Here is a 26,910-nt window from a genome sequence, read left to right as displayed (position 1 = left end):
GTCAGTTCACCCCGGCGGCGTGCTGGAGGACCGGCAGGGTCACCGCGCCGGCCAGGACCCGGCCGTCGTCGGTGAGCAGGACGTTGAGCACCTTGGTGCTCACCAGGGTGCCGCCGGCGACCGGCTTGCCGAGCGACTTCACCATCGACTGCGGGTTCAGCGACTGACCGGCCCCCGCCCCGTGGCCGCCGTGCTTGCCGCCCTTGGCGTCGCCCTTCGGCGCGCCGTCCGCGGCCCCGTCCACCGCGGCGGGCAGCCGGGTGGCGAGGACCGTCGTCCAGCCCTCGCCGATCACGTCGAGGCCCTCGGGCGCCCCGGTGCCCACGTGCTCCCGGGCGTCGCCCGGCGCGCCCTTGGCCGCGTCCTGCGCCTTCTGCTCCGTCACCTTGGCGCCCTTGGGGGCGGTGAAGTCGAAGGTCTTGGCGTCCGGCCGGGCGAAGGACACCTGGGTGAAGCGGACGTTCAGCACGGTGCTGCCGTCGATGGACTTCACCGCCACCGACAGCGGCACCCCGTTGTCGGCGGCCACCGCGATCCGCACCTCGGCGAGGGTCGAACCGGACTGGGTGGGCTTCACGCTCAGCTGGTAGGCGTTCTGCCCGGCCACCTTGGCCGTCCCGGCGACGGTCACCGAGGTGGTGCCGGCGCTCGCGGCCAGGAACTGCTTGGCGGCCTCCTGCGGGGTGGTCGGCAGCTCGGACAGCGGCGTCTTGGCGTGCTCCTGGCCGGCGGCCCGACCGGTCATGTGCACCGCGGAGTTGGACGAGCTGTCCCAGGCCCAGGCCTGGTCGCCGTTGCGGACCATGGAGTAGCCGGCCATCTTCTCCAGCACGTCCACCCGCTGGCGGTCCGGGCCGTCCACCGCGATCCGCAGCGTCTGGTCCCCGCCGAGCAGGCCGAGCAGCTTGGACTGCGGGTCCGCGGTGGAGCCCCCGCCGTCACCGCCGTGCCCGCCGACCGCCCCGCCGAGGCCGGCGGCGCCGCTCAGCAGCTGGCCGGGCACGCCGAGGTCGGTCGAGATGGCGACCGACCCGGACAGCGCCTGGGTCTCGGAGCCGAGCACCTTCGCGACCAGCTGCTCCGCGCTCACCGCCGGCAGGTCGGGCGCGCTGTCGGCGGCCAGTGCCGGGACCAGTCCCACCCCCGCGGCGATCGCGGCGACCACCGCCACCGGCACCCCGGCGCGCATCAGTACGCGCCGTCGGGAGCGGTACGGCGTACCGGCGTCCAGATCGTCCCCCGCCGCCTTCTCATTGGTCATGGCGTCCTCAACTCCTCCGCGAACACGTGTGGTTGGCCTTGCCCTTCCATTAGAGGCCGCCGCGCCGCCGCCGTCATCGCCCTGTGGGGCCAGATCGGGTTGACCTTCGTGGGTACGCCGACCCTGATGCCGCCTCAGGGTTGTCTCCACCCGCGGTACCACCCCTGGCGTAGGGTCGCGCCATGGACGGAACCGCCACGGACTCCAGCACCCCGCCGACCGCGAACGCGATGCGCCGCGCCCTGCGCCGCGCCCGGGACGGCGTCGCCCTCGACGTGACCGAGGCCGCCGTGCTGTTGCAGGCCAGAGGCGAGGACCTGCTGGACCTCTGCGCGAGCGCCGCGAGGGTCCGCGACGCCGGACTCGAAGCGGCCGGCCGCCCCGGCGTCATCACCTACTCCAAGAGCGTCTTCATCCCGCTCACCCGGCTCTGCCGCGACAAGTGCCACTACTGCACCTTCGCCACCGTCCCCGGGAAGCTGCGCCGGGACGGGCACGGGATGTTCATGTCCCCGGACGAGGTGCTGGAGGTGGCCCGCCGCGGCGCCGAACTCGGCTGCAAGGAAGCCCTGATCACGCTCGGCGACAAGCCCGAGGACCGCTGGCCCGAGGCCCGCGAGTGGCTGGACGCGCACGGCTACGACGACACCGTCGCCTACGTGCGCGCCATGTCGATCCGCATCCTGGAGGGGACCGGCCTGCTGCCGCACCTCAACCCCGGGGTGCTGGGCTGGACGGACTTCCAGCGGCTCAAGCCGGTCTCCGCCTCGATGGGCATGATGCTGGAGACCACCGCCACCCGGCTGTGGAGCGAGCCCGGCGGCCCGCACTTCGGCTCCCCGGACAAGGAACCGGCCGTCCGGCTGCGGGTGCTGGAGGATGCCGGGCGCAGCTCCGTCCCGTTCACCAGCGGCCTGCTGATCGGCATCGGCGAGACGCACCAGGAGCGCGCCGAGTCGCTGTTCGCGCTGCGCAGGGTCTCCCGCGCCTACCACGGCGTCCAGGAGCTGATCCTGCAGAACTTCCGGGCCAAGCCGGACACCGCGATGCGCGGCATGCCGGACGCCGAACTGGACGAGCTGGTGGCCACGGTGGCCGTCGCCCGGCACCTGATGGGCCCGGCCGCCTGCCTCCAGGCCCCGCCGAACCTGGTGGACGGCGAGTACGAGCGGCTGATCGCGGCCGGCGTCGACGACTGGGGCGGGGTCTCCCCGCTCACCCCCGACCACGTCAACCCCGAGCGCCCCTGGCCGCAGATCGAGCGCCTCGCCGAGCGCTCGGCGGCGGCCGGCTTCGAGCTGCGCGAGCGCCTCGCCGTCTACCCCGAGTACGTGCTGCGCGGCGAGCCCTGGCTGGACCCGCGGGTGCTGCCGCACGTGCGCGCCCTGGCCGACCCGGCCACCGGCCTGGCGAACCCGGACGCCGTCGTCCGCGGCCTGCCCTGGCAGGAGCCCGAGGACCTGCCGGAGTCGTACGGGCGCACCGACCTGCACACCGCCGTCGACACCGAGGGCCGCACCGGCGACCGCCGGGCCGACTTCGAGGACGTGTACGGCGACTGGGAGGTGCTGCGCGAGCAGGTGCTCGCCAAGGGCGCGCCCGAGCGCCTCGCCGGGGACCTCCGGGAGGCCCTGGCGGTGGCCGCGGCCGACCCGGCGCGGCTGACCGACGACCAGGCGCTGGCCCTGTTCCACGCGGACGGCCCGGCCCTGGACGCGCTCTGCCGGATCGCCGACGACGTCCGCCGGGACGCCGTCGGGGACGACGTCACCTACTGCGTCACCAGGAACATCAACTTCACCAACGTCTGCTACACCGGCTGCCGCTTCTGCGCCTTCGCCCAGCGGCGCACCGACGCGGACGCCTACACCCTCTCCCTGGAGCAGGTCGCCGACCGGGCCGCGCAGGCCTGGGAGGTGGGCGCCACCGAGGTCTGCATGCAGGGCGGCATCCACCCGGACCTGCCCGGCACCGCCTACTTCGACATCGCCCGCGCGGTGAAGGAGCGGGTGCCCGGCATCCACGTGCACGCCTTCTCGCCGATGGAGGTGGTCAACGGCGCGACCCGCACCGGGCTGTCGATCCGGGACTGGCTGCAGCGCGCCAAGGAGTCGGGCCTGGACACCATCCCGGGCACCGCCGCCGAGATCCTCGACGACGAGGTCCGCTGGGTGCTCACCAAGGGCAAGCTGCCGGCCGCCACCTGGGTCGAGGTGGTCACCACCGCGCACGAGCTGGGCATCCGCTCCTCGTCCACGATGATGTACGGGCACGTGGACACCCCGGAGCACTGGCTCGGCCACCTGCGGCTGCTCGCCGGGATCCAGCAACGGACGGGCGGCTTCACCGAGTTCGTGACCCTGCCGTTCATCCACACCAACGCCCCGGTCTACCTGGCCGGCATCGCCCGGCCCGGCCCGAGCGCCCGGGACAACCGCGCGGTGGTCGCGATGGCCCGGCTGCTGCTGCACCCGCACATCCCCAACATCCAGACCAGCTGGGTCAAGCTGGGCGCCGAGGGCGCGGCCGAGATGCTCCGCTCGGGCGCCAACGACCTCGGCGGCACGCTGATGGAGGAGACCATCTCGCGGATGGCCGGCTCGGCGTACGGGAGCTACAAGTCGGTGCGCGACCTCCAGGCGATCGCCGAGGCGGCGGGCCGCCCGCACCGCCAGCGCACCACCACCTACGGCGAGGTGCCGGCCGAACGGCGGGCCGCGGCGCTGGCCTCGGACGGGCACCTGCCGGAGCTGCTGCCGGTGCTGGACTGAGGCCCGCGACGGTCCCGGCGCCCGTACGGGCTGTCGTCCCGGCCGCCGTACGGGCGGCGGCCGGGACGGGGCGGTGAACTCCCGGGGACGGGTGCGCCGAAGTCCGGGGGACGGGGCCGGTCCGACCGGCTCGTCGAATACAGTGCGAGGGCGCGCGCCCGGCCGAGCGTCGCGCGGACCCCCACACGCCCGAGGAAAGGCGCCCCGTCGTGATGCCACTGTGGTCACGCGCCCAGCAGCAGGACTACCGCAGCCGGGTGCGGGGCTGTCTGCTCGGCGGTGCCATCGGCGACGCGCTCGGAGCCGGCGTCGAGTTCGAGTCGCTGGAGAAGATCCGGGCCCAGCACGGCCCGCAGGGCGTCACCGGCTACGTCCCCGCGTACGGGCGCACCGGCGCCGTCACCGACGACACCCAGCTCAGCCTCTTCACCGTCGACGGACTGATACGCGCCCACATCCGACGGGACACCGGCAGCTGGCACCCGCCCACCGACCTGCACCTGGCCTACCTGCGCTGGGCCGCCACCCAGCGCGACTGGGGCCCGGACGAGCGCCGCCCCGACCTCGGCTGGCTCGGCCGCGAGGAGTGGCTGTACGCCCAGCGCGCCCCCGGCCAGGGCTGCCTGTCCGGTCTCAGCGGGGCCCACGCCGAGCGGCTCGGCACCCTGGAGGCCCCCAAGAACCCGCACTCCAAGGGCTGCGGCACGGTGGTGCGGGCGGCGCCCTTCGGACTGCTCACCACCTGGGAGCCGGGCCTGGTGTTCCAGCTCGCGGTGGAGTGCTCGGTGCTCACCCACGGCCACCCCACCGGCTACCTCGCGGCGGGCGCGCTCGCGGTGATCGTCCAGTCCGTCGCCCGCGGCGGCACCCTGGAGGAGGGCGTCCACCTCGCGCTCGCCCTGCTCTCCGAGCGGTCGGCGCACGAGGAGACCACCGCGGCGCTGCGGGCCGCCCTGGACGCGGTGCGGGCCGGCGAGCCGTCCGCCGAGCGGGTCGAGGCGCTGGGGGAGGGCTGGGTCGCCGAGGAGGCGCTGGCGATCGGGGTCTACTGCGCCCTCGTCGCGCACGACGTCCGCTCGGGCCTGCTGCTCGCCGTCAACCACTCCGGGGACAGCGACTCCACCGGCGCGATCTGCGGCAACCTGCTCGGGGCGCTGCACGGGGACACCGCGCTGCCGCCGGGCCTGCTGGCCGGGCTCGAAGGGCGCGGGGCGATCCTCGAACTCGCCGACGACTTCGTGATGGAGCTGGTGCACGGCACCGAACTGCACGACCGGCGGACCCCGGAGGGCGCCAACTGGACCACCCGCTACCCGGTGGCGGGCTGAACCGGGGCCTTGTGAGCCGGAGTTGCACCGGGACCGGCTCTCAGGACCGGCCCTCGGGACCGGCCCTCGGGACCGGAGCCGGGCCGGGCCGGGGCGGCCCCCGGAACGGGAGTTGCCCGTAGCGCCGGCCGCCGACGGGCGACGGACACCGCTACGGGCAACTGGTCCGAGTGCGGAACCGGAGGGGGGTCAGCCCGGGAGCTCGCCGAAGGCGCCGCCCGCCGCCGCCGAGGCGAAGGTGTTCCACGCCTCGGTCGAGAAGCGCAGTTGGGGGCCCCGGGGGTCCTTGGAGTCCCGGACGGCCACCTCCCCCGCGCCGGGGACGGCGATCTCCACACAGGCGCCTTGGCCCCCGCTGTGACTGCTCTTGTGCCAAGGGGTTCCGTACTCGGACGGGGTGATCATTCGTGGAATTCCTTCTCGATGTCGGCTATCAGCGACCGGCTCTCCGAGACACCGAGTGCGGCCGCTCTCAGGTAGTCGTACAGACCGGTATAGCGGCGCACGTCCGCCTCCTTCTCCAGGTAGAGATCGCTCGTCACACCTTCGAAGTAGACAACTGTGGAATCGGCTGACTCGGGGAACTCCAGCAGCGAGAATGTCCCGGTCATTCCGGGATGGGCGCCGTGCGAGAACGGGATCACCTGGATGGTGATGTTCGGGCGCTGGCTGAGTTCCAGCATCTGCCGCAGCTGCTGGGCCATCACCGCCTTGCTGCCGACCTCGCGGCGCAGCACCGCCTCGTCTATGACGGTCCACAGGCTGCCCAGCTGGTTCTCGCCGTGGACGCGCTCCTGGCGCTTCATCCGGACCTGCACCCGGCGCTGCACGGCGACCGCGTCGGTGTCCGGCTGGGTGCCCTCGACCACGGCCTGGGCGTAGTGCTCGGTCTGCAGCAGGCCGGGGACGAAGGAGGACTCGTACGCGCGGATCGAGGAGGCCTCGGCCTCCAGCCCGATGTAGACGCTGTACGGGGTCGGCATGTCGTTGAAGTCGTGCCACCAGCCGCGCTGGCGGGACTCCTTGGCCATCTCCATCAGGCTGGCGCGCAACTGGTCGTCGGGCACCTTGTAGACGTCGCAGAGGTCGCGCACGTCGCGCTGGCTGATGCTGCGCCGGCCGTTCTCCAGCCGGCTGATCTTCGACTGGGAGACCATCAGCCGGCCGGCGACCTCCTCCGCCGTCATGCCGAGGCCCTCACGGAGTTTGCGCAGCTCCGAACCGAGGCGCCGACGGCGCACGGTGGGATTGACGTTGGCGGACACTTCGACCTCCGGCCGGACCTCTGGTGCTCGTTGGAACGGCAGTCCTCGGAACACTTCGGACATTGGGACCAACCCCCCTGACTTGGAGCAGCATGTCACCTTGGGCCAGGTCGGCGCCGGGGAATCACAGCAGCGCGGTAGAACAGATCATCGGAAAAGCACTTCCGCGAGACAGCGAAAGCCCCCAGGTGGTAATGCGGCTCGGACGACTCGGACAGGTACTGCGGAGGCCGTCCCCGGACCGGCCCGCACCTGCCCCGGCGCGTGCGGGGGCGGGCGGTTGCCGGGCGTCCGGGGACGGCGAAGGGGCGGTCGCCGGGCGACTCGCGTCGCGGGGCGACCGCCCCTCGGTGCTGGTGGTGCCGGTGGTGCGTCCGGTGCGGCCGGTGCGCGTCGTGCTCCTGGCGCCGGTGGTACCGGTCGTGCGTCGGGTCGCTCGGCGCCCTCGGGCGGTGCGAGCGGGGCGGCGTGCGCCGCCGGGTGCGCGGCCGTTGGCGTCGGACGCGCGACCGGTGCCGGCGGGCGTGCGGCGGGCGTGCGGCCGGTGGTGTCGGGCGCCGTGATGGCTGCCCGCCGGGCCGCGCGGACCGCCGCGGTCAGTGCGCTCCGCCGAGATCAGTGCACGCCGCTGTGATCAGCGCACGCCGACCCGGGAGGCGGGGACCCGCCCGCCCGAACCCCGGCCCGCCGTACGGGCGCCAGGACGGCCGGAAGCGGCCCCGGAACCCTGGGAAGAACGGTTCTGCTGAGCCGGTAGGCCGTTCTGCACGTCCATCACGGCGTGCGCGACCATCCCGCCCAGCGGGTCGTACCGGATCAGGTCGCGCAGCCGCGACCGCGAGGACCGGCCCTCGTTGCCCGGGTACAGGTGCTTGCCCAGGCCGACCGAGTGGGCCAGCGCCGCGAGCGCCGCCGTCCGCGGATCCGGCGGGACGCCGGTGCGGATCGCGCTGTCCAGCCGCTGCTTGATCGCGGCGTTGGTGCAGTCGTCGGACGCCTGGTACCGGGTCGTCGGCAGCACGCCGCACACCTGGCCCGGTACGGCCGTGACCATGCCGCAGCGCTCCAGGTGCGCCAGATACGTCTGCCGCAGCCCCAGCCGGGGCCCGCCGATCCAGTGCGCCGCGCGGACCGGACTGCCGCGTCGGCGCAGCAGTTCCAGTGCATGGTCGAGGGTCGGGTCGCCGGTCGGCCGTGCGAGCACGACGGCGATCCGGTCTCCCTCCGGTACGATCCGTCCGGCCAGGGACAGCTCGACGAGCTGGGCCCCGGCAAGTCCGAGGTCGAGGGTCTGCGGCTGCGCTGTGGTACCCGTGGTCGGGTCCAAAGCGAGCAGCAAGAGTTCCTCGGGAACAGTTCTGCGGCTCTTGCCCATCCAAGCCTCCCCGCGTGGATGAGAGACAGGGTGACGCCTCTCACACGGGCTTGTCGAGTACGCCTCCGAATCGTGACCTTGCGGTGAAGGCGCGGAACCGGCGGCGGCGGGCCCTGCGTCTGAGCGGTGAACAGACCGCGGCGCGGCCGGGCGACGACAATAAGCGCCGGTCGGGCGGGGTGTGCGCGGCCGGAACGGCCGCCGGTGGCGGAGACTGTACAGGTACACGGGGCGGGGCGTCGGCTTCCCGAAATCGGGTTCGCCGGTGCCCCGCCGGGCGTTGAGGAGGCTGGGATACGTGGGCGAGTCCCCCGACAGGGTGCTGAGGGACGGCGACGAGCGGCAGCGGGACCGCGAACCCGAACGGACCGGTGCGGCGGCCGACGCCGCCGGGCCGGCCGGGGGCGGCTCCGGTGCGGCGGCCGACCGGGCGTCAGCCGCGGCTGAGACCGGGGCGACCGCGGAGACCTCCTCCGACGCCGCCTCCTCGGCCGCCGACTCCGGCACCGCCTCGGACAGCCCCGCGGAGACCTCCGCCGAGGCCGCCCCGGAGGCGTCCGACGACGCCCCGGCGACGGCGCCCAAGGGCGGCTCGACCGTGCAGCTCCGCGTCCGGGATGTGGACAGCCGGACGACGATGCTGCGACTGCCGGTGGACAACCGGACCACCGCGCTGCGGCTGCCCGAGGAGCTGGTGAAGGCTGCCGGCAAGGGGAGTTCCGAAGGTGGGGGCGAGGAGAAGGAGTCCTCGTCGGACACCGCGGAGGTGACGGAGTCCGCCGGGCGTCCGGTCGCCGCCGACCCGCGTCTCGCCATGCGGACAGGTGCCGCGGTGGCGGGGAAGGCCGGGGAGAAGACGGCCGAGCCGTCGGGGGAGACCGGCTCCGAGGGCGGCTCCGAGCCTGCCGCCGCACCGGTGGAGAAGGCGGCGGAGAAGCTCGACGAGCCGGCCGACGAAGCGGCCGACAAGACCGACGAAGCCGCCACGGCGGAGCCGGTCGAGAAGGCCGAGAAGGCCGAGAAGAGCGAGAAGACCGAGAAGAGCGAGAAGGCAGGGAAGGCCGAGGAGACCCCGGAGGAGACCGGCGACACCGGCGACGACGACGGCGCTCCCGCCATCGGCTCCGTGACCCTCGCGCTGACCAAGCCCGCTCAGCCCGCTCAGCCCGGCCAGTCGGGTCAGTCGGGTCAGCGGCCGGGTCAGGCCGAGAAGTTGGAGAAGCCCGCGCCGCTGCGCGCCTCCGCGGCCGCCGCCGTCCCCGGGACCGGCACCGTGCCCGAGCCGAAGCCCGAGCCCAAGCCCGAGCCCAAGCCGCTTCCCGAGCCCGAGCCGACCCCCGGTCCGGCGCCGCTGCCGAAGCCGACCCCCGAGCCCGCCCCCGTACCGGCGCCGAAGCCGCTGCCGGAGCCCGACCCGCGGCCGGTGCCGCCGGTCCCGCCGCTGCCCAAGCCCGAGCCGCTGCCCGCCCCGGAGCCGCTGCCGTCGCCGGAGAACACCGCCGAGGCGATGGAGGTCCTGGCCTCCCTCAACGCCCGCCCGGTCTCGCCGCTGCGGCGTGCCCTCAAGCGGGTGACCATCTGGACGGTCTTCCTCGCCGTGGTGCTCGGCGCGCTCGCGGTGGCCCAGCTGCTGCGTCCGCTGCCGGACCCCAAGCTGAAGATGACCGCCGCGGGCAGCTACAGCTTCTCCGGCGACGTGCTCGACCTCGCCTGGCCGGCCAAGGGCCAGTCCGCCGCCGAGGTGGTCGGCGTCGGCAGCCTCGGCAGCTCGGGCCAGGAGACGCCGTCCTCGATCGCCAGCGTCACCAAGGTGATGAACGCCTACCTGATCCTCCAGAAGTTCCCCCTGAAGAAGGGGGAGAGCGGTCCGAAGATCACCGTCGACAAGCAGGCCGCGCAGGAGTCCGGCAACGTCGACGAGTCCCGGGTGACCCTCACCGAGGGCCAGGTCATCACCGAGTACCAGGCGCTGGAACTGCTGATGCTGCCCTCGGCCAACAACGTGGCCCGGCTGCTCGCCCGCTTCCACTCCGGCTCCGAGGACGCGTTCGTCAAGCTGATGAACGACACCGCGACCAAGTTCGGCATGACCAACACCATCTACGCCGACCCGGCGGGTTTCAGCGCGGACACCAAGTCCACCGCCAAGGACCAGCTGAAGCTGGCCGAGCAGGTCATGCAGGACGAGATCTTCCGGCAGATCGTCTCCACCCCGGAGACCAACTTCAACAACGTGAAGATCTCCAACACCAACAACCTGATCAACCCGAAGACCGGCGTCATCGGCGTCAAGACCGGTTCCAGCACCCCGGCCGGCGGCTGCCTGATGTGGGCCGCCTACAAGGAGATCGGCGGCGTGCAGCGGCTGATCCTCGGCGTCACGCTGGGCCAGCAGGCCACCTCGCCCAACCCGGGCGACGGCATCCTGCCGACCGTGCTGAAGGTCAGCGGCAAGCAGATCCAGGCCGCGCAGAACGGCGTGACCGGCCAGACCGTGGTGAAGAAGGGCGACGTCGTCGGCTCGGTGGACGACGGGATCGGCGGCAAGGTCGCGGTCGTCGCGACCAAGGACCTGGTGGTGGCGGGCTTCCCCGGCATCTCCGGCACGGTCACCCTGGACACCTCGAAGATCGGCCACCGCGCGCTGGCCGGCACGGAGGTCGGCACGCTGCGGGTGGGCGCGGGCGAGGACAAGGCGGAGGTCCCGGTGGCCCTCCAGTCCGACCTGAACCCGCCGTCCATCCAGTCCCGGTTGCTGCGCACGCTGTGAGGCGCTGAGGCGCCGAACGGGGAAAGGGAGAAGGGGAGCCGGTCCGCACCGGCTCCCCTTCTCCCTTCTCTTCTTCGCCCCCTACGCGTCCCGGTCGAGCAGCGCGAGCGTGAGGCCGCCGAGCGGCGTCACCCGGTCCGGGTCGCCGTACTGGGTGCGGAGCACCTGCGCCTGGTCGGTCGGCATCGCGCCCAGCGGGTCCTCGGTGTCGCCGAGGACCAGCAGCCATATCCGGGACACCCCGCCCAGGCAGTCCGCCGGCTGCGGGCAGGGCGTCGGGGAGAGGTCCTCGGCGTCGTCGGCGCTCTGCGCGACGAAGACCGGGAAGGGGACGACGTCCCGGGGCAGGTAGTAGCTGACGCCCGGCCAGGCCATCGCCCAGGCCTGGTCGCCCAGCGGGGCCGCCATCCCGTCCCCGGTGCGGTAGCCGGCCGCTATCTCCCGGGCCGCCGCCTTGAACGGCTCCTCCGAGCCGTTGTGCGAGTCCGCGTACCGGATCTCGGGCTGCTTCGGCAGCGCGACCACGGCCGGCGCCGCGAGCAGCCCGACCGTCAGCAGCCCGGCCACCGCGACGGCCCCCCGGGGCGCCCGGCCGCGCCGTCGGGCCAGGGCCGCCACCGCGCCGTACACCGCCCCGGCGCCGCCGCCGGCCAGCACCGCCCAGGCGGGCACCGTGAACAGCAGGTACCGCCCGAGGAAGTACGAGGTGTCGGTCAGCCGGGACACCAGCCAGACGCCCACCACCGGCAGCTCCGCGAGCAGGAGCGCCTGCCAGGCCTGGATCCGCCGGCCGGGCAGTGCCAGTGCCAGCAGCGCCAGCGGGACGAAGGCGTAGAAGACGAGGTCCGAGCCGAAGAGGCGCTCGCCGAAGTAGGCGAGGCCGCGCAGGGAGGGGGTCGGTATCCAGCCCAGCTGCCGGTCCGACTGCCGGCTGCCCAGGAGCACCACCGGCAGCACCGGCAGCGCTGCCACGGCGACCGCCAGCGGGTACTGCCACAGCAGCCGCCGGTCCGCCGCCGGACGGGTGCGCCACAGGTGCAGCGCCAGGAGCCCCAGCTGCCCGGCGACGGTGCTGAAGGAGACGAGGTGCCCGGCGCCGGCCAGCGCCATGGCCACGCAGTACGGCGCCCAGCGCCGCCAGGTCGGCCGCTCCAGGGCCCGCAGCAGGAAGTACGAGGCCGCCGCGATCGCGCAGGTCACCAGCGCGTAGGAGCGCGCCTCCTGGGCGTACCGGGAGATCTCCGGGGGCACCGCGAGCAGCAGCCCGGCGCCGACCGCCGCCACCTTGCTGCCGAACAGCCGTCGGGCGGTGAGCGCCACCAGCGCCGCCGCCCCGGCCATCGCCAGCACGGAGGGTATTCGCAGGGAGAGCGTCGAGTCGCCGAACACCGCCGTCCAGCCGTGCATCAGCAGGTAGTACGCGCCGTTGCTGGCGTCCACGTGCTGGAGCAGTCGCAGCAGGTCGCCCAGCGAGCGGGTGGAGACCGTCCAGGTCGCCATCTCGTCCCGCCACAGGTCCGGCGTTCCCAGCCGGTACCCGCCCACCGCCAGCATGACCAGCGCGGGCCACACCCACACCTGCCCCAACAGCCGGCCCACCGGGCGCACAGCAGGTCTCATCGAGTCCTTCGTCTCCTTCACGCGACGCGCCGGGGCGGATCCCGCCCTGCCCGGCAGGCTACTTGACCCGCCCTGACGCGCCGTCGGCCACCCGCACCCCCTCCGCCGCCGTGCGGCGCCTCCCGCGGATCCCGCCCGGTCCGCGCCGCCGCGGCCCGATCCGACAAGATCCACAGGACGCACCCCGAGCCCCAGCCCCGATCCGGTACGCTGTGAACGGCCCGGCAGCACGCGGGCCCCGCCTCAGTAGCTCAGGGGATAGAGCACGGCTCTCCTAAAGCCGGTGTCGCAGGTTCGAATCCTGCCTGGGGCACAACGAACACGCAGGTCACAGGCCCTCCGCCCATGTCGGGCGGGGGGCCTGTGCCGCTTTCCGGCGGTGCCCGACCGGTCCGGGGCCCTCGGCGTTCCCGGGGCTGACGGTGTCAGGGGCGGCGTACCTCTCCGGGAGGAGGAGGGGGCGGGAGGCCGTCCGCCCACGGATTGATCATGAAGCAGACCTCGTGCCGATGGCCCGCGGCCGCTCCACTCCTAGGCTCGTCGAGACCCCTGCCGGAGCACCGTACCGGCCAGGGTGGACGAGCCGGGGAACCATGACGACGTACCGATACACCGTGGCCGAACTGCGCGGCCAACTGCGCCAACTGCTCCTGAGCGGCGCCGCGATCGCGCTCGGGGTGGCCTTCCTGATCGCCTCCGTCAGCGGCAGCGGGGCACTGGTGGACTCCTTCAGCCAGACCGCGGCCGCCGAGGTCGGGCCCGGAGACATCCAAGTGACCGGGAAGACCGCGGCCGGCGGTCTGGACGCGGCGGCGACGGAGCGGGTGCGGCAGACCGCCGGGGTGGCCGCGGTGGCGCCGCGGCTGACCGGCAAGGGCGGCGTGCTGGCCGCCGACGGGCGGCCGCTCGACCGCACCGCCGCGGTCAGCGCCGTCGCCGAGGACCCGGCGCTGCGCTGGCAGCTGCTCAAGGACGGCCGCTGGCCCGCCGGACCCGGCGAGGTGCTGCTCGACACCGGAACCGCGCACCGGCTGGACGCCGCCGTGGGCGCCGAGGTGCACCTGGCCCGGGCCGACGGCACCACCGCCACCGCCCGGCTGGTGGGCACCCTGGACGAGCGGGGCGCCCCGAGCCTCGCCGGGGTCCCGATCATCGGCGTCCCGGCGGACGCGGTCGCCGGCTACGCGGCCGGCGCCGTCACCGACCGGCTCGACGTCAGGGTCGCCCCCGGCGCCTCCCGGGCAGGGACCGTCGAAGCCCTGCGCGCCGCCCTCGGTGCCGACGTCCAGGTGCATACCCACGAGGCCTCGGTCAACGAGGCGACCCGGCAGAGCAGCACCCTGTACGGCATGGTGCTGATCGCCTCGCTCTCCTTCGTCCTGATCGCCCTCGCGGTGGCGCGGATGGTGGTCGGCAACACCTTCACCGTGGTGCTCGCCCAGCGGACCCGCCAGCTCGCCCTGCTGCGCTGCGTGGGCGCCGACCGGCAGCAGCTGCGCCGGCTGATCCGCCGCCAGGGGCTGCTGCTCGGGGTGGGCGCCTCGGCGACGGGCGTGCTGCTGGGCGTCGCCCTCGGCGCGGCCGGCACCGCCGTGGTCGGCGGGCTCGACCTCGGCCCGGTGCACCTGTCACTGCTGCCCTCCCCGCCGATCTGCCTGCTGGCCGGGCTGTTCGGCGTGCTGCTGACCCTGCTGGCCGTCCGCGGCCCGGCGAAGGCCGCCGCGGCCGTGCCGCCGATCGCCGCGCTCGGCGGCACCCCCGCGCCGGCCGACGGGGCCGCCCGGGTGCGGGCCGCGGTGTGGACCACCGGACTGCTGGTCGCGGGCACCGCGCTGCTGGTGGCCGGGGCGGTGGCCCCGCCGCCGCTGTCGCTGCTCGCCGTCACCGTCGGCGCCATCGCCAACTTCTTCGGGGTGCTGCGGCTCTCCCACCGGGTGCTGCCCGCCGTCGTCGCCGTGCTCGGCCGGCCCGCCCGGAAGCTCGGCGGTACGGCCGGGCGGCTCGCCACCCAGCAGCTGCGGCTCAACCCGGGCCGCACCGGGGCCACCGGCTCGGCGCTGCTGCTCGGCGTCACCGTGATGGTCGGCGCGGTCACCGCGCTGGACATCACCTCCCAGTCGCTGGTGCCCGTGGTGTCCGCGCGCCAGCCGGGGGTCTTCTCGGCGGCCGCCACCGGCGGCGGCGCCCTGCCCGCCGGGGCGCTCGGCGCGCTCGGCGCCGAGCACGGACTGACCGTGACCCCGGTCCGGTCCGCCACCGTCGACCTCGACGGCCGGCCCACCGTGGTCGCCGCCGTCGACGCCACCCGGCTCAACTCCTCGACGGACGACGTGGACCGGGCCCGCGCGCTCACCGAGGGCGGCGTGCTGAGCGGGCTCGGCGACACCGGGGTGCGCCGGGTCGGCGGCGTCGAGCTGCGGCTCCAACCCGGCCGCAGCAGCCTGCCGTTCACCCTGCAGAGCGGCGCCACCCTGCTGGTGGCGCCCACGACCCTGGACCGCCTCGCCCCCGGCGCGCCCGTCACCACGGCCTGGATCAGCCCGGCCGCCGGCGAGGACCGGCCGACCGCCCGCCGCGCCCTGGACCACGCCCTCGCCGACCACCCGCAGGTGACCGTCGCCGACACGGCCGCCCAGGCGGACACCCTGCGCTCCCTGCTGGACCGGCTGAAGACCATCAGCATGGCCCTGCTGTCCTTCTCCGTCGCCATCGCCGGCCTCGGCGTCGCCGCCACCCTGATGCTCAGCATCAGCGAACGCTCCCGCGAGATCGGCATGCTGCGCGCGATCGGGATGTCCCGCGAACAGCTCCGCCGGATGCTCACCCTGGAGGCGCTGCTGCTCTCCCTGGCCGGCGCCCTGGTCGGGACGGGCCTGGGGGCCGCCTACGGCTGGGCGGCCGCCCGTTCGATCACCTCGACGGTGGGGACGGTCGGCACCCCGCCGGTCCTGCCGGTGCTGGCCGCCCTGGGCCTGACCGTCCTGGTCGGCCTGGCCGCCGCGGTGCTCCCGGCCCGCCGGGTCGGGCGGATGAGCGCGGTGGCGGCGATGCGGGCCTCCTGACCGGGCCGGCAGCCGGGTGCCCGGCAACCGGCTCCCGGCTCTCGGGTGGCCGGCCCGGCGGGGTGCTCAGGCCAGGGTGAAGCGGGTCCGGGGCGCGGGCGGCCGGTCGGCGGCGAGGGCGAGGTCGGCGAGGAGGGTCTCGGTCTCGCGGGTGGTGCGCAGGACGTCCGGGTCGAGGTCGACGACGACGAGTTCGCGCCGGTCCTCGCCCGCCTCGGCGATCAGCCGGCCGTCCGGGCCCCAGACCGCGCTGCCGCCGCAGGTGTGCCACTCGCCGGTGCGGCCGATGTGGTTGGCGAGCACCGTGTAGAGGGTGTTGTCGAGCGCGCGGGCCGGGAACCAGGTGCGGGACTCGTGGTGGCCGTGGCCCATGCTGAACAGCGCGCCGACCAGGTAGGCGTGGCAGCCGTCGAGCGCTGCGGCGCGGGCGTGCTCGGGGAAGCCGGAGTCGTAGCAGACGCCGAGGCCGAGCCGCCAGCCGTCCAGTTCCACGGTGCAGCCGGCCGTTCCGGGGCGGAAGTGCTCGCGTTCGCTCTTGAACAGGTGCTGCTTGTCGTAGCGGGTGACGAAGCCGCCGTCCGGCCCGAGGACGAGGGCGGAGATGCGCAGGTCGTCGCCGTCCCGTACGGCGGCGCCGACGATCGCGGCGGTGCCGGTCTCGCGGCAGGCCTCGGCGATCGGCGCGAGCCGCGGATCGCCGGGCTGGACCGCGTACCTGACGGGGTCGGCGCTGATCAGCTCGGGCTCGTAGCCGGAGAGGAACTTCTCCGCGAACAGCACCAGCCGGGCGCCGGCCCGGGCGGCCTCGCGGATCAGTCCGGCGGCCTGGGCGGCGTTGGCCGGTATGTCACCGGCCACGGCCTGGGCCTGGACGGTGGCGATCCGCAGCGGGCGCCCGGGGTAACCGTCCGGTGCGGTGGGGGCGTTGGGAGCCGTGGGAGCGGTGGGGGCAGGGGTGTCGGACATGGCCGCCAACCTAGCGCGACGGCTCTCGGCCGGCGTCGGAGTAACGGGGCGGCGGGGGCGGGGCAGCGGGGTGACGGCGCCTCAGCGCACGGCCTCGTCCGGCCGGTCGACGGGGTCGGACGGGTCCACCGGTTCGCCCGGGGCGCCGTCCCGCGCGCCGTGCGGTCCGTCCTCGTCCAGCGGGGCGGCGGTGCCCGAGGGGTGCCCGGCCGACACGAGGACCCGCTGCACCCGGGGCCTGGTACGCCAGTTGACCCGCCGTACGTCCTGGGCCAGCGCGCCGGGGCGCCACACCTGGATCACGGCGGTCACGGTGCCCAGCACGATCCCGGCGGCCAGCCAGCCGGCCAGCACGTCGCTGGGCCAGTGCACGCCGAGCGCGACCCGGGTCCAGCCGATGGTCAGCACCGTCGCCGCGGCCACCAGGCAGGCGGCGGTCCGGCCGCGCCGGCGGACCCGGTACCAGAGCAGGCCGACCAGGACGGCGCAGGTGATCGCCGAGGCCATGGCGTGCCCGGAGGGGAAGGACGGCCCGCCGGCGTGCGAGACCGGATCGGTGAAGGAGGGGCGGGCGCGGTCGAAGGACAGCTTCAGCGCCCACAGGACGCCCCAGCCGACGAGGGCCTGGGCGGCCACCCAGCCGGCCAGCACCCGGGCGCCGATCAACCAGAGCCACCCGGCGGCGATTCCGAGAAGCGTACGCATCGTGACGGTGCCGCCGATGTCGGAGAGCGTCTGCACCGAGGCGGTCCAGATCCGGTGCTCCCGGGCGTAGGTGTGCAGTTCGCCGATCCACTCCTGGTCGAAGCGGGCGAGCGGGCGCCATTGGCCGGTGACCAGGGCCGCCAGCAGGCCGAACAGCGCGGCACAGCCCAGCGCGAGCGCGGCGTCCCGAAGGAGACTGCGATTACGCGCAGTGAGGATGGTCGTGCTGTTGGTCAGGTGCATGGCTGACACCTTCCCAGTGTCCCGTGCCGAGCAAGGGCCGGAGTGATAGCGATTCGGCATCGTTTGTGCGGAGGACCTGCGTGCGCCGGGGTGTGGGCCGGGACGGACGGCGGGGTGCGCGGGGAACGTCGGCGGCCGTTCGCGGGTTCAAGGGGTGGGCGGTGGTCGCGTGAGGGTCGAGTGAAGAAAACACTCCCGGAGCGGTCACCCGATGACACGGGAAGTGCCCGACCGGTCACCCAGTGTCCAGAAGCGGGGTGAAAACCGGCAGGATACTGCATCGCCGGGAAGAATCTGAGTGACTTGGGAATGTTGTCCGGAATCTGTTCGTTGGATCGTTACGTGTGAGGCCCCGAGGGGCCCGCATTTCTTGCCCTCACGAGGCAGGCAGGCAGACCTCGGCAACACCAGCAAAGGGAGCAAGCATGGCCACCCGTGCCGTCGTTCGCGACAGGGCCGACCGGAGTCGCGCGGCCCGCCCGACCAACCTCGAGGCCGACCGCGACCTGGTCGGCATGTACCTCGACGAGATCGCCAGGACACCCCTGCTCGATGCCGCCGAGGAGGTCGAGCTCTCGCTGCGGATCGAGGCCGGCGTGTACGCCCAGCACATGCTGGACGAGGGCGAACTCCCCGACGGCGTCACGCGCGAGGAGCTGGAGGCGATAGCCGCCGACGCCGAGCGCGCCAAGGACGTCTTCATCCGCTCCAACCTCCGGCTCGTGGTCGCCGTCGCCCGTCGCTACCCGCGCAGCGGCCTGCCGCTGCTGGACCTCATCCAGGAGGGCAACGCGGGCCTGGTGCGCGCCGTCGAGAAGTTCGACTACGCCAAGGGCTTCAAGTTCTCCACGTACGCGACGTGGTGGATCCGGCAGGCGATCACCCGGTCCATCGCCGACCAGTCCCGCACCATCCGGCTGCCCGTGCACCTGGTGGAGGAGCTCGGGCGGATCCGACGGGTGCAGCGGGAGAAGTCCAAGGAGCTGGGCCGCGAGGCGGAGCCGGCCGAGATCGCGGCCGAGCTGGACACCACCGAGGCCCGGATCAAGGACGTGCTGGACTGGGCGCGCGATCCGGTCAGCCTCAACATGTCGGTCGACGACGAGGGCGAGACCCAGTTCGGCGACCTCGTCGAGGACACCGGGGCCACGTCCCCCGAGGACGCCGTGATGGTCATGCTCCGCAGGGAGGAACTGGACGGCCTGATCGGGCGGTTGGACGACCGCACCGCTTCGATCATCCGCTCCCGCTACGGGATGGAGGACGGCCGCGAGCGCACCCTCACCGAGGTGGGCAAGCAGCACGGCCTCACCCGCGAGCGGATCCGCCAGATCGAGAAGCACGCGCTGGCCGAGCTGAAGAAGATCGCGGACCACGCGGGCTTCGAAGCCGCCTGAGAGGCCGCCGGGAAAGCCGCCTGAGGAAGCCGCCTGAGAGGCCGCCGGGGAAGCCTCCCGGCAGGCTGCCTGGACCCGCCCTCATCGGGCCCTGGTGCGGAGCGCCCCGCACCGGGGCCCGAGGCGTGCCACGGGGCTCTTAGGCTGGAGGAAAGGGACGAGCGGACGGAGTGGACGGCGTGAGCGAGCAGGGGCAGGAAAAGGACCGGGAGCAGGGCGGGGAGCAGGACCAGGAGCTCCGGAAGGCCGCGGCCGTGAAGGCCCGGCTGGTCTTCCGGGACCCGTTGGACCAGCAGTCCGGGGACGACACCGACGCAGGCTGGGGCGGCCGCCCCGGGGCGGGGGAGAGCGGTGGACGGGGGCTGGACTGGTACCTGAGCCAGCGCCCGCCGCACCACGGGGACTGAGGAACGGGGACCGGGGCCGAACGGCGCCCGCCGGTCAGCGCAGCGGTGCGACCAGCGCGTCGCGGATCTCGGTCAGCAGTTGGACCTCCTTGGCCTCGGCCTCCGCCGCCTCCTCGGCGAGGCTCTTGCGGTGGGCCGCCAACCTGTTCATGGGCACGATCAGGGCGAAGTAGACGACCGCCGCGGTGATCAGGAACTGGAGCACGGCGCTGAGCACCGATCCCCACAGGATGAGGATCCCGGACGTGACCTCACCGGTCGGGCTCACCTCGCAGGGCCCCTTGAGGCAGGAACTGTAGGACGCGAGGTCCTTGGTCCCGAAGACGCCGACGATCGGATTGATCACGCCTTTGACGAAGGCGTTGACGATGTTGGTGAAAGCCGCGCCGATGACCACGGCGACGGCGAGTTCGACGACATTTCCACGCAGCAGGAATTCCTTGAAGCCTTTCATGCCGCCTCGAACGACGAAGTCGCCTCCCGGTTACGGGTGATCTTCCGCAGCCCCGGACTGACAACCCGTCCGGCCCAGTGCGCCTCCCTGGGGCGGTGGCAGCCCGGCCCGCGCGGGCCCCAGTGCCAGCGCCGACGCCACCGCGAGCAGCACCAGGACGGGCACGGCGGCCCGCCGCCGCACCGCGCTGCGCCAGCGGTGCCACCCGCCGCACCCGCGCCGGATCGGCGGGAAGCTCGGCAGCTCCTGCCGGGGCGGCACGGCGGGCGCGGGCAGTGGCAGCGGCAGGGGGAGGGAGAAGCTCGCGGTCGTCATCGACGCACCTCCGGGGTGTCGGCGGGCCGGCCCCTCGCGGACCGACCGGATGCCCACACGATGGGCGTTTCCGGCGAACTCGGAAAGCCCTTTCCCCAGGCCTGTGGACAACTCGCCCCTGTGGACAACTTCGTTCACTCGCCGGAGTGAGGTCGACCCCTCCGGGGTGACAGGGCGCCCGGGCGGGCATGCGAAAAGGCCCGCCGCCCCGCGTGGAAGCGGGGTCGACGGGCCTTTCCCTGGTCTACGGGCCGTCCGGGCCGATGGTGCCCGGCGCCGGGATCAGCTCGCGGCCGGAGCCGGGCTGGACGAGGTCGAGGAGCCGGAGCCCGACGACGTCGACGAGGAGGACGTGGACGCGGTGGACGACGTCGAGGGGGTCGACGACGACCCGGCGCCCACCGAGCTGCTGGAGGACGAACGGCTGTCGGTCCGGTAGAAGCCGGAGCCCTTGAACACGACGCCCACGGCCGAGAAGACCTTGCGGAGCCGTCCCTGGCAGTCGGGGCACGTGGTCAGCGCCTCGTCGGTGAACTTCTGCACCGCCTCCAGGCCGTTGCCGCACTCGGTGCACTGGTACTGGTACGTGGGCACTTGTCTTCCTCCTGGCACTCTCGCCTGATGAGTGCTAACGATGGTCAATGATGCGGCATTCCGCGGGATCAGTCCAGCGACCCCGGTGTGAGATCGGCCCCGGAGCACCCGTCGGCCGCCGTCGGCCCGGTTCCCGGACAGCACCCGCGCAGCCTCTGGCCGCCGTCGGCTCAGCACCGGCGGCCGGAGGCCCGGCCCCCGGCCGCCGCCCCGCTCAGCCCTCGGCGACACCCGCCAGCTGCATCGGACGCCCGCCCTCCGCGGTCCCCGCAGCGGCGGTCTCCTCGCCCCGCGGCGCCACCAGCAGGTGCCGCAGCGAGGCCAGCACGACCAGTCCGAGCCCGGCCCCGACCACCGGCACCAGGAACCCGGTGGAGGGCCCGTGCCCGTCGATCAGCCGGCCGGCCGCCATCGAGCCGACCGCCAGTCCCAGCCCGATGGCGCCGGTCAGCCAGGTGAAGGCCTCGGTCTTGGCCCCGTCCGCGACCAGCGTCTCGACCAGGGTGTAGCCGCTGATCAGGGTCGGCGCGATGGCCAGTCCGCAGACCAGCCCGGCGACGGTCAGCGCGACCAGGTTGGGCATCGCCCACAGCACCGAGCAGCCCAGCACCAGCAGCGCGTAGCTGAACAGCATCCGCTGCTGCACCGGCCGCCGCCAGGCGATCACGCCGTACAGCACGCCGGCCAGCATGGAGCCGCCGGCGAAGATCCCGTACACGGTGCCGCCGGCGTCGTGCTGCCCGACCGAGTCGGCGAAGGCGTTCACCGAGACCTGCATGCCGCCGAACACCGCGCCGACCCCGAGGAAGGTCCCGGCCAGCAGCCGGACGCCGGGGGAGGCGAGCGCCGAGGCGCGCCTGGTGCCGGGCTGCGGCACGATCCGGGCCGGGGCGGTGCCCCGCTGGGCGGCGAAGGCCAGGCCGCCGACGAGGGTCAGCGCGGCCTCGGCGACCAGGGCGGTGGCCGGGTTGGCGAGGGCGGCGATGCCGGAGGCCAGGATCGGGCCGATCACGAAGGTGAACTCGTCCGTCACGGACTCGAAGGCGAAGGCGGTGCTCACCCGGGCCGCGGAGGCGTCGGAGGCGCCGTCGGCGGTGAACCTGGCGACCCAGCGGGCCCGGACCATCGCGCCGACCTGCGGCACGCTCGCACCGGCCGGCACGGCGGCCAGGAACAGGCTCCAGGCGGGCGCGTGGCCGAGCGCGAGGGCGATCAGCACGCCGACCGAGACGGCGTGCACCAGCACGGTCGGGACGAGCACCGAGGCCTGGCCGTAGCGGTCGGCGAGCCGCCCGGTCTGCGGCCCGATCAGGGCCTGGGCGACCGCGGCGACCGCGGTGACCGTACCGGCGGTGCCGTACGAGCCGTGGGTCTGCGTGACGAGCAGCAGGATGCCCATGCTGAGCATCGCGTACGGCAGTCGCGCGACGAGGGCGGGGGACAGGAACGTCCAGGCCCCGGGCGTGCGCAGCAGCTCGCCGTACCCGACGCGGGCGGGGGCGGGAGCTGCGGGGGTGGCCGCGGGGTGCGCGGCGGTGTCGACCGTTCGGCGCGCCGTCACGGTCGGTCCTTCCTGCTGCCTGGTAGCGCGGCAGGGCATGGTGTGGCCCCGACGGCGCCGAGAGTCGTCCTCTCGCGCGTCGACCGGGGTAGATACCGGGTCGGTCCGGCGTGGTGGCCGGGGGCCGGACCGCGGCCGCCGAGCGGTCGCGCCAACTCTGCGTCAGGCAGATGCTGGGGTGGTCTAGCGGTGGTTATACGGCGTGGTCGAACCAGCATACAGTTACGCGCGTAGACACCGCCAGCCCACCCCGGCCCGCAGGCCCGTCCGGGCCCCCGGACCAAGGCGGACCGAGGAGAGCCGGGGCGGGCCCGGCGCCCCTCACCGCCCGTTCAGCCACCCCGCGAGCTTGCCGCCCTTGTCCACGGCCCGCAGCCGCCGCTCGGCGGCCTCGCCGACCTCGTCCGTGGTGACCACCAGCAGTTCGTCGCCGGCCCGCAGCACCGTCGCCTTGTCCGGCACGAAGGAGTTCCCCTCGCGCACGACCAGGGTGACCGCGGCCCCCTTGGGCAGCCGCAGTTCGCTGATCTCCACGCCGGACATCTTCGAGGTGGGGGAGAGCGCGACCGACAGCAGGTGCCCGTGCAGCTTCTCCAGCGGGGCGGACTCGATGCCCAGGTCCTGGCCCATGTCGCCCTCGTCGATCCGCAGCCGCTTGGCCACCCAGGGCAGGGTCGGCCCCTGGAGCAGGGTGAAGACGACGACCAGGATGAAGACGATGTTGAAGACGTCCTCGGCCCGGTGTGCGCCGGACACCACCGGGATGGTGGCCAGGACGATGGGCACCGCCCCGCGCAGCCCGGCCCAGCTCAGCAGCGCCTGCTCGCGGGCCGGCACCTTGAAGGGGGTCAGCGAGACCATCACCGACAGCGGCCGGGCCAGGAACACCAGCACCCCGCCGATCACCAGCGCGGGCACCACCGCGTCGCCCATGGTCTCGGGCGTGACGAGCAGCCCGAGCAGCACGAACATGCCGATCTGCCCGATCCACGCGAGCCCGTCGGCGAAGCCGCGGACGGCCGGGCCGTGCGGCAGCTTGGAGTTCCCGAGGATCACCGCGCTGATGTAGACGGCGAGGAAGCCGGAGCCGTGCAGCAGCGCGCCGCCGGCGTACGCGAGCACGGTGAGCGCCATCACGGCGATCGGGTAGAGGCCCGAGGAGGGCAGGGCGACGTGCTTGAGCCCGTAGGCCCCTATCTTTCCGACGGCCAGGCCTATGACGGCGCCGATGGCCAGCTCGGCGACGATCGTGCCGATCAGGACGTACCAGGAGTCCAGTTCCCCGGTGGTGGCGAAGGCGACGACCAGGATGACCACGGGCGCGTCGTTGAAGCCGGACTCGGCCTCCAGCAGGCCGGTGAGCCGGTGCGGCAGCGGGACCATCCGCAGCACGGAGAAGACGGCGGCCGCGTCGGTCGAGGAGACGATGGCGCCCAGCAGCAGCGAGGTGCGCCAGTCCAGGCCGACCAGCCAGTGGGCGCCGGCCGCGGTGGCGAACACGCTGACGCCGACGCCGAGGGTGGCGAGCACGGTCGCGGCGGGCATCACGGGCTTGATCTCGCGCCAGCTGGTCTTGAGGCCGCCCTCGGCCAGGATCACCACGAGCGCCGCGTAGCCGAGCACCTGGGTGAGCTCCGCGTTGTTGAACGTGACACCGATCCCGTTCTGGCCCAGCGCCACGCCGATCCCCAGATAGATCAGCAGGCTGGGCAGCCCTGATCGGGTGGAGAGGCGTACGGCGCCCACCGCGAACAGCAGGATCACGGAGGACTCGAGCAGGAGCTGGTTCAGATGGGAGATGTTCACGCAGGGGCACCTCGGGCAGGCAGGGGCGGACGGGGTGTCTGGTGGTGCTGTGGGGTGACCCGTTAAGAAGTCGTCAATGCTCCCCTTGCGGATCGTTACGCAGTCTAACATTTTGCCATATCTTTAGCTTGGTCCCCCGTTCACGGTGCCCGGCCGACTCGGCCTAATGTGGTGCCCTGTCACGGCCGCAGGCCCTGGACACGCCCGCCCGCCCCGAAGTCAGGACCGCAAGGACCCAGATGCCCCGCTCGAAGAAGTTCCGGCGCGCCCGTCTGATCGTGATCGTGCTGGTCGTGCTGTTGGTGGCCGGTGCCGGCTACGGCGGCTACCGCGGGGTCTCCGCGGTCCGCGCCTCCTTCCCGGAGGTCGACGGCAGCGTGAAGGTCGCGGGCCTGAGCGCGCCCGTCGACGTCAAGCGGGACGCGAACGGCATCCCGCAGCTGTACGCCGACACCGACGAGGACCTGTTCCGCGCCCAGGGCTACGTCCAGGCGCAGGACCGCTTCTGGGAGATGGACGTCCGCCGGCACATCACCGCCGGCCGGCTCTCTGAGATGTTCGGCGACAGCCAGGTCGACACCGACACCTTCATCCGCACCATGGGCTGGCGGCAGGTGGCGCAGAAGGAGTTCGACACCAAGCTCTCGCCGGAGACCAAGAAGTACCTCCAGGCCTACTCGGACGGTGTGAACGCCTGGCTCTCCGAGCACCCCGGCGGCGCGAAGGCCTCGCTGGAGTACGGCCTGCTCGGCGTCGTCAACGGCGGCTACCGGCCCGAGCAGTGGTCCCCGGTCGACTCGGTGGCCTGGCTCAAGGCGATGGCCTGGAACCTCTCCGGGAACCTCCAGGAGGAGATCGACCGCTCGCTGCTGGCCCAGGACTTCGGCCCGGACAAGATCGCCGAGCTGTACCCGGACTACCCGTACGCCCGCAACGGCACCATCGTGAAGACCGGCGCGGTGACCGGCGACAACTACCGCCCCGCGGACGGCTCCCCGCAGTCCGGCACGCCCGCCGGAACGGCCGCCACCGCCCAGGGCGCGGCCACCACCAAGGCGATGCTGCAGAGCCTGACGGACCAGGTCGACGCGATGCCGCAGCTGCTCGGCCGCCCCGGCCAGGGCATCGGTTCCAACTCCTGGGTGGTCGCGGGCTCGCACACCACCACCGGCAAGCCGCTGCTGGCCAACGACCCGCACCTGGGCCCCGGCCTGCCCTCGGTCTGGTACCAGATGGGCCTGCACTGCCGGACCAGCTCCCCGGCCTGCCAGTTCGACGTCTCCGGCTTCACCTTCGCGGGCATGCCCGGCGTGGTCATCGGCCACAACAAGGACATCGCCTGGGGCTTCACCAACCTCGGCGCCGACGTCACCGACCTCTTCCTGGAGAAGGTCACCGGCCCGGAGACCTACCAGGTGGACGGCAAGGACGTGAAGTTCGACCTCCGCAAGGAGACCATCAAGGTCGCCGGCGGGGAGGACCGCACCATCACCGTCCGCACCACCCAGACCGGCGCCCCGCTCATCTCCGACCAGAGCACCGAGCAGCAGAACGTCGGCAAGTACGCCCCCAACGGCCCCTCCGCCCCGGACCGCGGCACCAGCGGCTACGGCGTCGCCCTGCAGTGGACGGCGCTCAGCCCCGGCAAGACCATGGACGCCGTCTTCGAGCTGGACAAGGCGAAGAACTGGGACGAGTTCCGCGCCGCCGCCAAGGACTTCACCGTCCCCGCGCAGAACCTGATCTACGCCGACGCCAAGAACATCGGCTACCAGGCCCCGGGCACCATCCCGGTCCGCGGCAAGGGCGACGGCACCCTCCCGGCGCTGGGCTGGGACTCCGCGTACCAGTGGAAGGACCCGATCCCCTTCAACGCGCTGCCGTGGAGCCTCAACCCCTCGGCGGGCTACATCGTCACCGCCAACCAGGCCGTGGTGGACCCGAGCTACAAGTACAACCTCACCAAGGACTGGGAGTACGGCACCCGCGCCAAGGAGATCACCGACCAGATCGAGGGCCTGCTCAAGAACAACGGCAAGATCTCGCCGGACGACATGCAGACCCTCCAGCTGGACAACACCAGCGTGATGGCCAAGACGCTGGTCCCGCTGTTGCTCAAGCAGCCGGTCAGCGACCCGTACGTGCGCGAGGCCCAGGACCTGCTGAAGGACTGGAACTTCCACCAGGACGCCGACTCGGCCGCCGCCGCCTACTACAACGGCGTCTGGCGCCAGCTGCTGATCCTCGCCTTCGGCCAGAAGTTCCCGGCCGACCTGCGGGCCAAGGACAACTGCCTGCTGGTCCGCCAGCAGGACGACCCCACCAAGCCGGACAGCGCCACCAAGATCGTCACCGAGTGCGGTACCCGGGAACCGGGCAAGGCCCAGCCGGACGGCGGCGACCGCTGGACCGAGGTCGTGCGCCAGCAGCTGGAGAAGCCCGACAGCTCGTGGTGGACGTACATCGACGACCAGCACAAGGAGCAGAAGGGCCTGGACAACCTGCTCCAGGAGGCGATGAAGAACGCCCGCCAGGAGCTGACCTCGCTGCTCAGCAAGGACGTCTCCACCTGGAGCTGGGGCCGCCTGCACAAGCTGGAGCTGCGCGAGCAGACCCTCGGCACCGACGACTCCTCGATCGCCTCCGGCGCGGTGCACAAGCTGCTCAACCGCGGCCCGTACCGGCTCTCCGGCGGCTCGGCGGCGGTCGACGCGGCCGGCTGGAACGCGGCGGCCGGCTACCAGGTGGACTGGATCCCGTCGATGCGCATGGTGGTCGACCTGAACGACCTCGACTCCTCGCGCTGGGTCAACGTCGGCGGCGCCTCCGGCCACGCCTTCCACGACAACTACAACGACCAGACCGACCTCTGGCTCAAGGGCAAGCTGCTGACCTGGGCCTACACGCCGGACGCGGTCGAGAAGGCCACCAAGCACAAGCTGGTGCTCACCACCGGCTGACGCCCGTACGGCCCGGACACCGGCGGCCCCGCTCCCCCGAGGGAGCGGGG

Annotated in this window: 19 protein-coding genes and 1 tRNA gene; 8 read left to right on the top strand and 12 right to left on the bottom strand. The window is 73.4% G+C overall.

All coding sequences use genetic code 11. From position 1 onward, the window contains the following. Nucleotide 1: 1 nt before the first annotated feature. Nucleotides 2-1,261: an outer membrane lipoprotein carrier protein LolA gene (locus tag ACFRQN_RS12150; protein ID WP_380740068.1), complete on the bottom strand. Its 1,260-nt coding sequence runs from the start codon at nt 1,259-1,261 to the stop codon at nt 2-4. A 182-nt stretch (nt 1,262-1,443) separates the two neighbouring features. Between ACFRQN_RS12150 and ACFRQN_RS12145 the strand changes: the two genes are divergently transcribed. Together ACFRQN_RS12145 and ACFRQN_RS12140 are read left to right on the top strand one after the other, a co-directional pair. Continuing rightward, on the top strand, nt 1,444-4,032 hold the full coding sequence (locus ACFRQN_RS12145; protein WP_380740066.1) for a bifunctional FO biosynthesis protein CofGH: 2,589 nt from the start codon (nt 1,444-1,446) through the stop codon (nt 4,030-4,032). A gap of 212 nt (nt 4,033-4,244) precedes the next feature. Next, the gene (locus tag ACFRQN_RS12140; RefSeq protein ID WP_049656224.1) at nt 4,245-5,360 is read left to right on the top strand and encodes an ADP-ribosylglycohydrolase family protein; all 1,116 of its coding nucleotides are present in this window, start codon (nt 4,245-4,247) and stop codon (nt 5,358-5,360) included. 189 nt (nt 5,361-5,549) lie between these two features. Here ACFRQN_RS12140 and ACFRQN_RS12135 read toward each other — a convergent pair whose 3' ends face one another. The 3 genes from ACFRQN_RS12135 to ACFRQN_RS12125 form a co-directional block, all read right to left on the bottom strand. After that, entirely contained in the window at nt 5,550-5,765 is a 216-nt protein-coding gene (locus ACFRQN_RS12135; RefSeq protein WP_049656225.1) for a DUF397 domain-containing protein, read from the bottom strand. Next, entirely contained in the window at nt 5,762-6,625 is an 864-nt protein-coding gene (locus ACFRQN_RS12130) for a helix-turn-helix transcriptional regulator (protein WP_049656226.1), read from the bottom strand. Before ACFRQN_RS12130 ends, ACFRQN_RS12135 begins: the two co-directional genes overlap by 4 nt. A 634-nt stretch (nt 6,626-7,259) precedes the next feature. Beyond that, nucleotides 7,260-8,000, bottom strand: coding sequence for a GPP34 family phosphoprotein (locus tag ACFRQN_RS12125; RefSeq protein ID WP_380740064.1), 741 nt, complete (start codon nt 7,998-8,000; stop codon nt 7,260-7,262). A 298-nt stretch (nt 8,001-8,298) separates the two neighbouring features. Between ACFRQN_RS12125 and ACFRQN_RS12120 the strand changes: the two genes are divergently transcribed. Then, entirely contained in the window at nt 8,299-10,770 is a 2,472-nt protein-coding gene (locus tag ACFRQN_RS12120) for a hypothetical protein (RefSeq protein ID WP_380740062.1), read from the top strand. A gap of 81 nt (nt 10,771-10,851) precedes the next feature. On the opposite strand, the gene ACFRQN_RS12115 is transcribed toward ACFRQN_RS12120, so the two are convergent. Then, nucleotides 10,852-12,390 carry a glycosyltransferase family 39 protein gene (locus ACFRQN_RS12115; protein WP_380740060.1) on the bottom strand — a complete coding sequence of 513 codons (1,539 nt, stop codon included), beginning with the start codon at nt 12,388-12,390 and terminating at the stop codon, nt 10,852-10,854. Between the two features lie 240 nt (nt 12,391-12,630). Here ACFRQN_RS12115 and ACFRQN_RS12110 point away from each other — a divergent pair. After that, nucleotides 12,631-12,703, top strand: a tRNA-Arg gene (locus tag ACFRQN_RS12110). Between the two features lie 280 nt (nt 12,704-12,983). Next, a complete protein-coding gene (locus tag ACFRQN_RS12105) occupies nt 12,984-15,452 on the top strand; it encodes an FtsX-like permease family protein (protein WP_380740058.1) in 2,469 nt (822 codons plus the stop codon). A gap of 66 nt (nt 15,453-15,518) precedes the next feature. On the opposite strand, the gene ACFRQN_RS12100 is transcribed toward ACFRQN_RS12105, so the two are convergent. Beyond that, the gene (locus ACFRQN_RS12100; RefSeq protein WP_380740056.1) at nt 15,519-16,418 is read right to left on the bottom strand and encodes a carbon-nitrogen hydrolase family protein; all 900 of its coding nucleotides are present in this window, start codon (nt 16,416-16,418) and stop codon (nt 15,519-15,521) included. An 81-nt stretch (nt 16,419-16,499) separates the two neighbouring features. After that, nucleotides 16,500-17,366: a phosphatase PAP2 family protein gene (locus ACFRQN_RS12095; protein WP_380740054.1), complete on the bottom strand. Its 867-nt coding sequence runs from the start codon at nt 17,364-17,366 to the stop codon at nt 16,500-16,502. Nucleotides 17,367-17,791: 425 nt separating this feature from the next. Here ACFRQN_RS12095 and ACFRQN_RS12090 point away from each other — a divergent pair, with 425 nt between their 5' ends. Together ACFRQN_RS12090 and ACFRQN_RS12085 are read left to right on the top strand one after the other, a co-directional pair. After that, nucleotides 17,792-18,763 carry a sigma-70 family RNA polymerase sigma factor gene (locus ACFRQN_RS12090; protein ID WP_049654530.1) on the top strand — a complete coding sequence of 324 codons (972 nt, stop codon included), beginning with the start codon at nt 17,792-17,794 and terminating at the stop codon, nt 18,761-18,763. A 179-nt stretch (nt 18,764-18,942) separates the two neighbouring features. Then, nucleotides 18,943-19,170 carry a hypothetical protein gene (locus tag ACFRQN_RS12085; protein WP_380740052.1) on the top strand — a complete coding sequence of 76 codons (228 nt, stop codon included), beginning with the start codon at nt 18,943-18,945 and terminating at the stop codon, nt 19,168-19,170. A gap of 34 nt (nt 19,171-19,204) precedes the next feature. On the opposite strand, the gene mscL is transcribed toward ACFRQN_RS12085, so the two are convergent. From mscL to ACFRQN_RS12060, 5 genes are all read right to left on the bottom strand, one after another. Further along, nucleotides 19,205-19,624: a large conductance mechanosensitive channel protein MscL gene (gene mscL, locus ACFRQN_RS12080; protein ID WP_049654529.1), complete on the bottom strand. Its 420-nt coding sequence runs from the start codon at nt 19,622-19,624 to the stop codon at nt 19,205-19,207. A 30-nt stretch (nt 19,625-19,654) separates the two neighbouring features. Further along, nucleotides 19,655-19,939 (bottom strand): hypothetical protein, encoded by a 285-nt coding sequence (locus ACFRQN_RS12075; RefSeq protein ID WP_147409151.1) that lies wholly within the window; start codon nt 19,937-19,939, stop codon nt 19,655-19,657. A 282-nt stretch (nt 19,940-20,221) separates the two neighbouring features. Next, complete coding sequence (locus ACFRQN_RS12070) at nt 20,222-20,533, bottom strand: FmdB family zinc ribbon protein (RefSeq protein WP_049654525.1); 312 nt, start codon at nt 20,531-20,533, stop codon at nt 20,222-20,224. 214 nt (nt 20,534-20,747) lie between these two features. Further along, on the bottom strand, nt 20,748-22,094 hold the full coding sequence (locus ACFRQN_RS12065) for an MFS transporter (protein WP_380718803.1): 1,347 nt from the start codon (nt 22,092-22,094) through the stop codon (nt 20,748-20,750). Nucleotides 22,095-22,415: 321 nt separating this feature from the next. Further along, complete coding sequence (locus ACFRQN_RS12060; RefSeq protein ID WP_049654523.1) at nt 22,416-23,900, bottom strand: potassium/proton antiporter; 1,485 nt, start codon at nt 23,898-23,900, stop codon at nt 22,416-22,418. 239 nt (nt 23,901-24,139) lie between these two features. Here ACFRQN_RS12060 and ACFRQN_RS12055 point away from each other — a divergent pair, with 239 nt between their 5' ends. Beyond that, nucleotides 24,140-26,860 carry a penicillin acylase family protein gene (locus tag ACFRQN_RS12055; protein ID WP_380740049.1) on the top strand — a complete coding sequence of 907 codons (2,721 nt, stop codon included), beginning with the start codon at nt 24,140-24,142 and terminating at the stop codon, nt 26,858-26,860. Nucleotides 26,861-26,910 lie beyond the last annotated feature (50 nt).

It is taken from the genome of Kitasatospora sp. NPDC056800, from assembly GCF_042789775.1.
GTDB lineage: Bacteria > Actinomycetota > Actinomycetes > Streptomycetales > Streptomycetaceae > Kitasatospora.
Note: the sequence above shows the minus strand (reverse complement) of the source record. Positions and strands in the feature narration are given on the sequence as shown.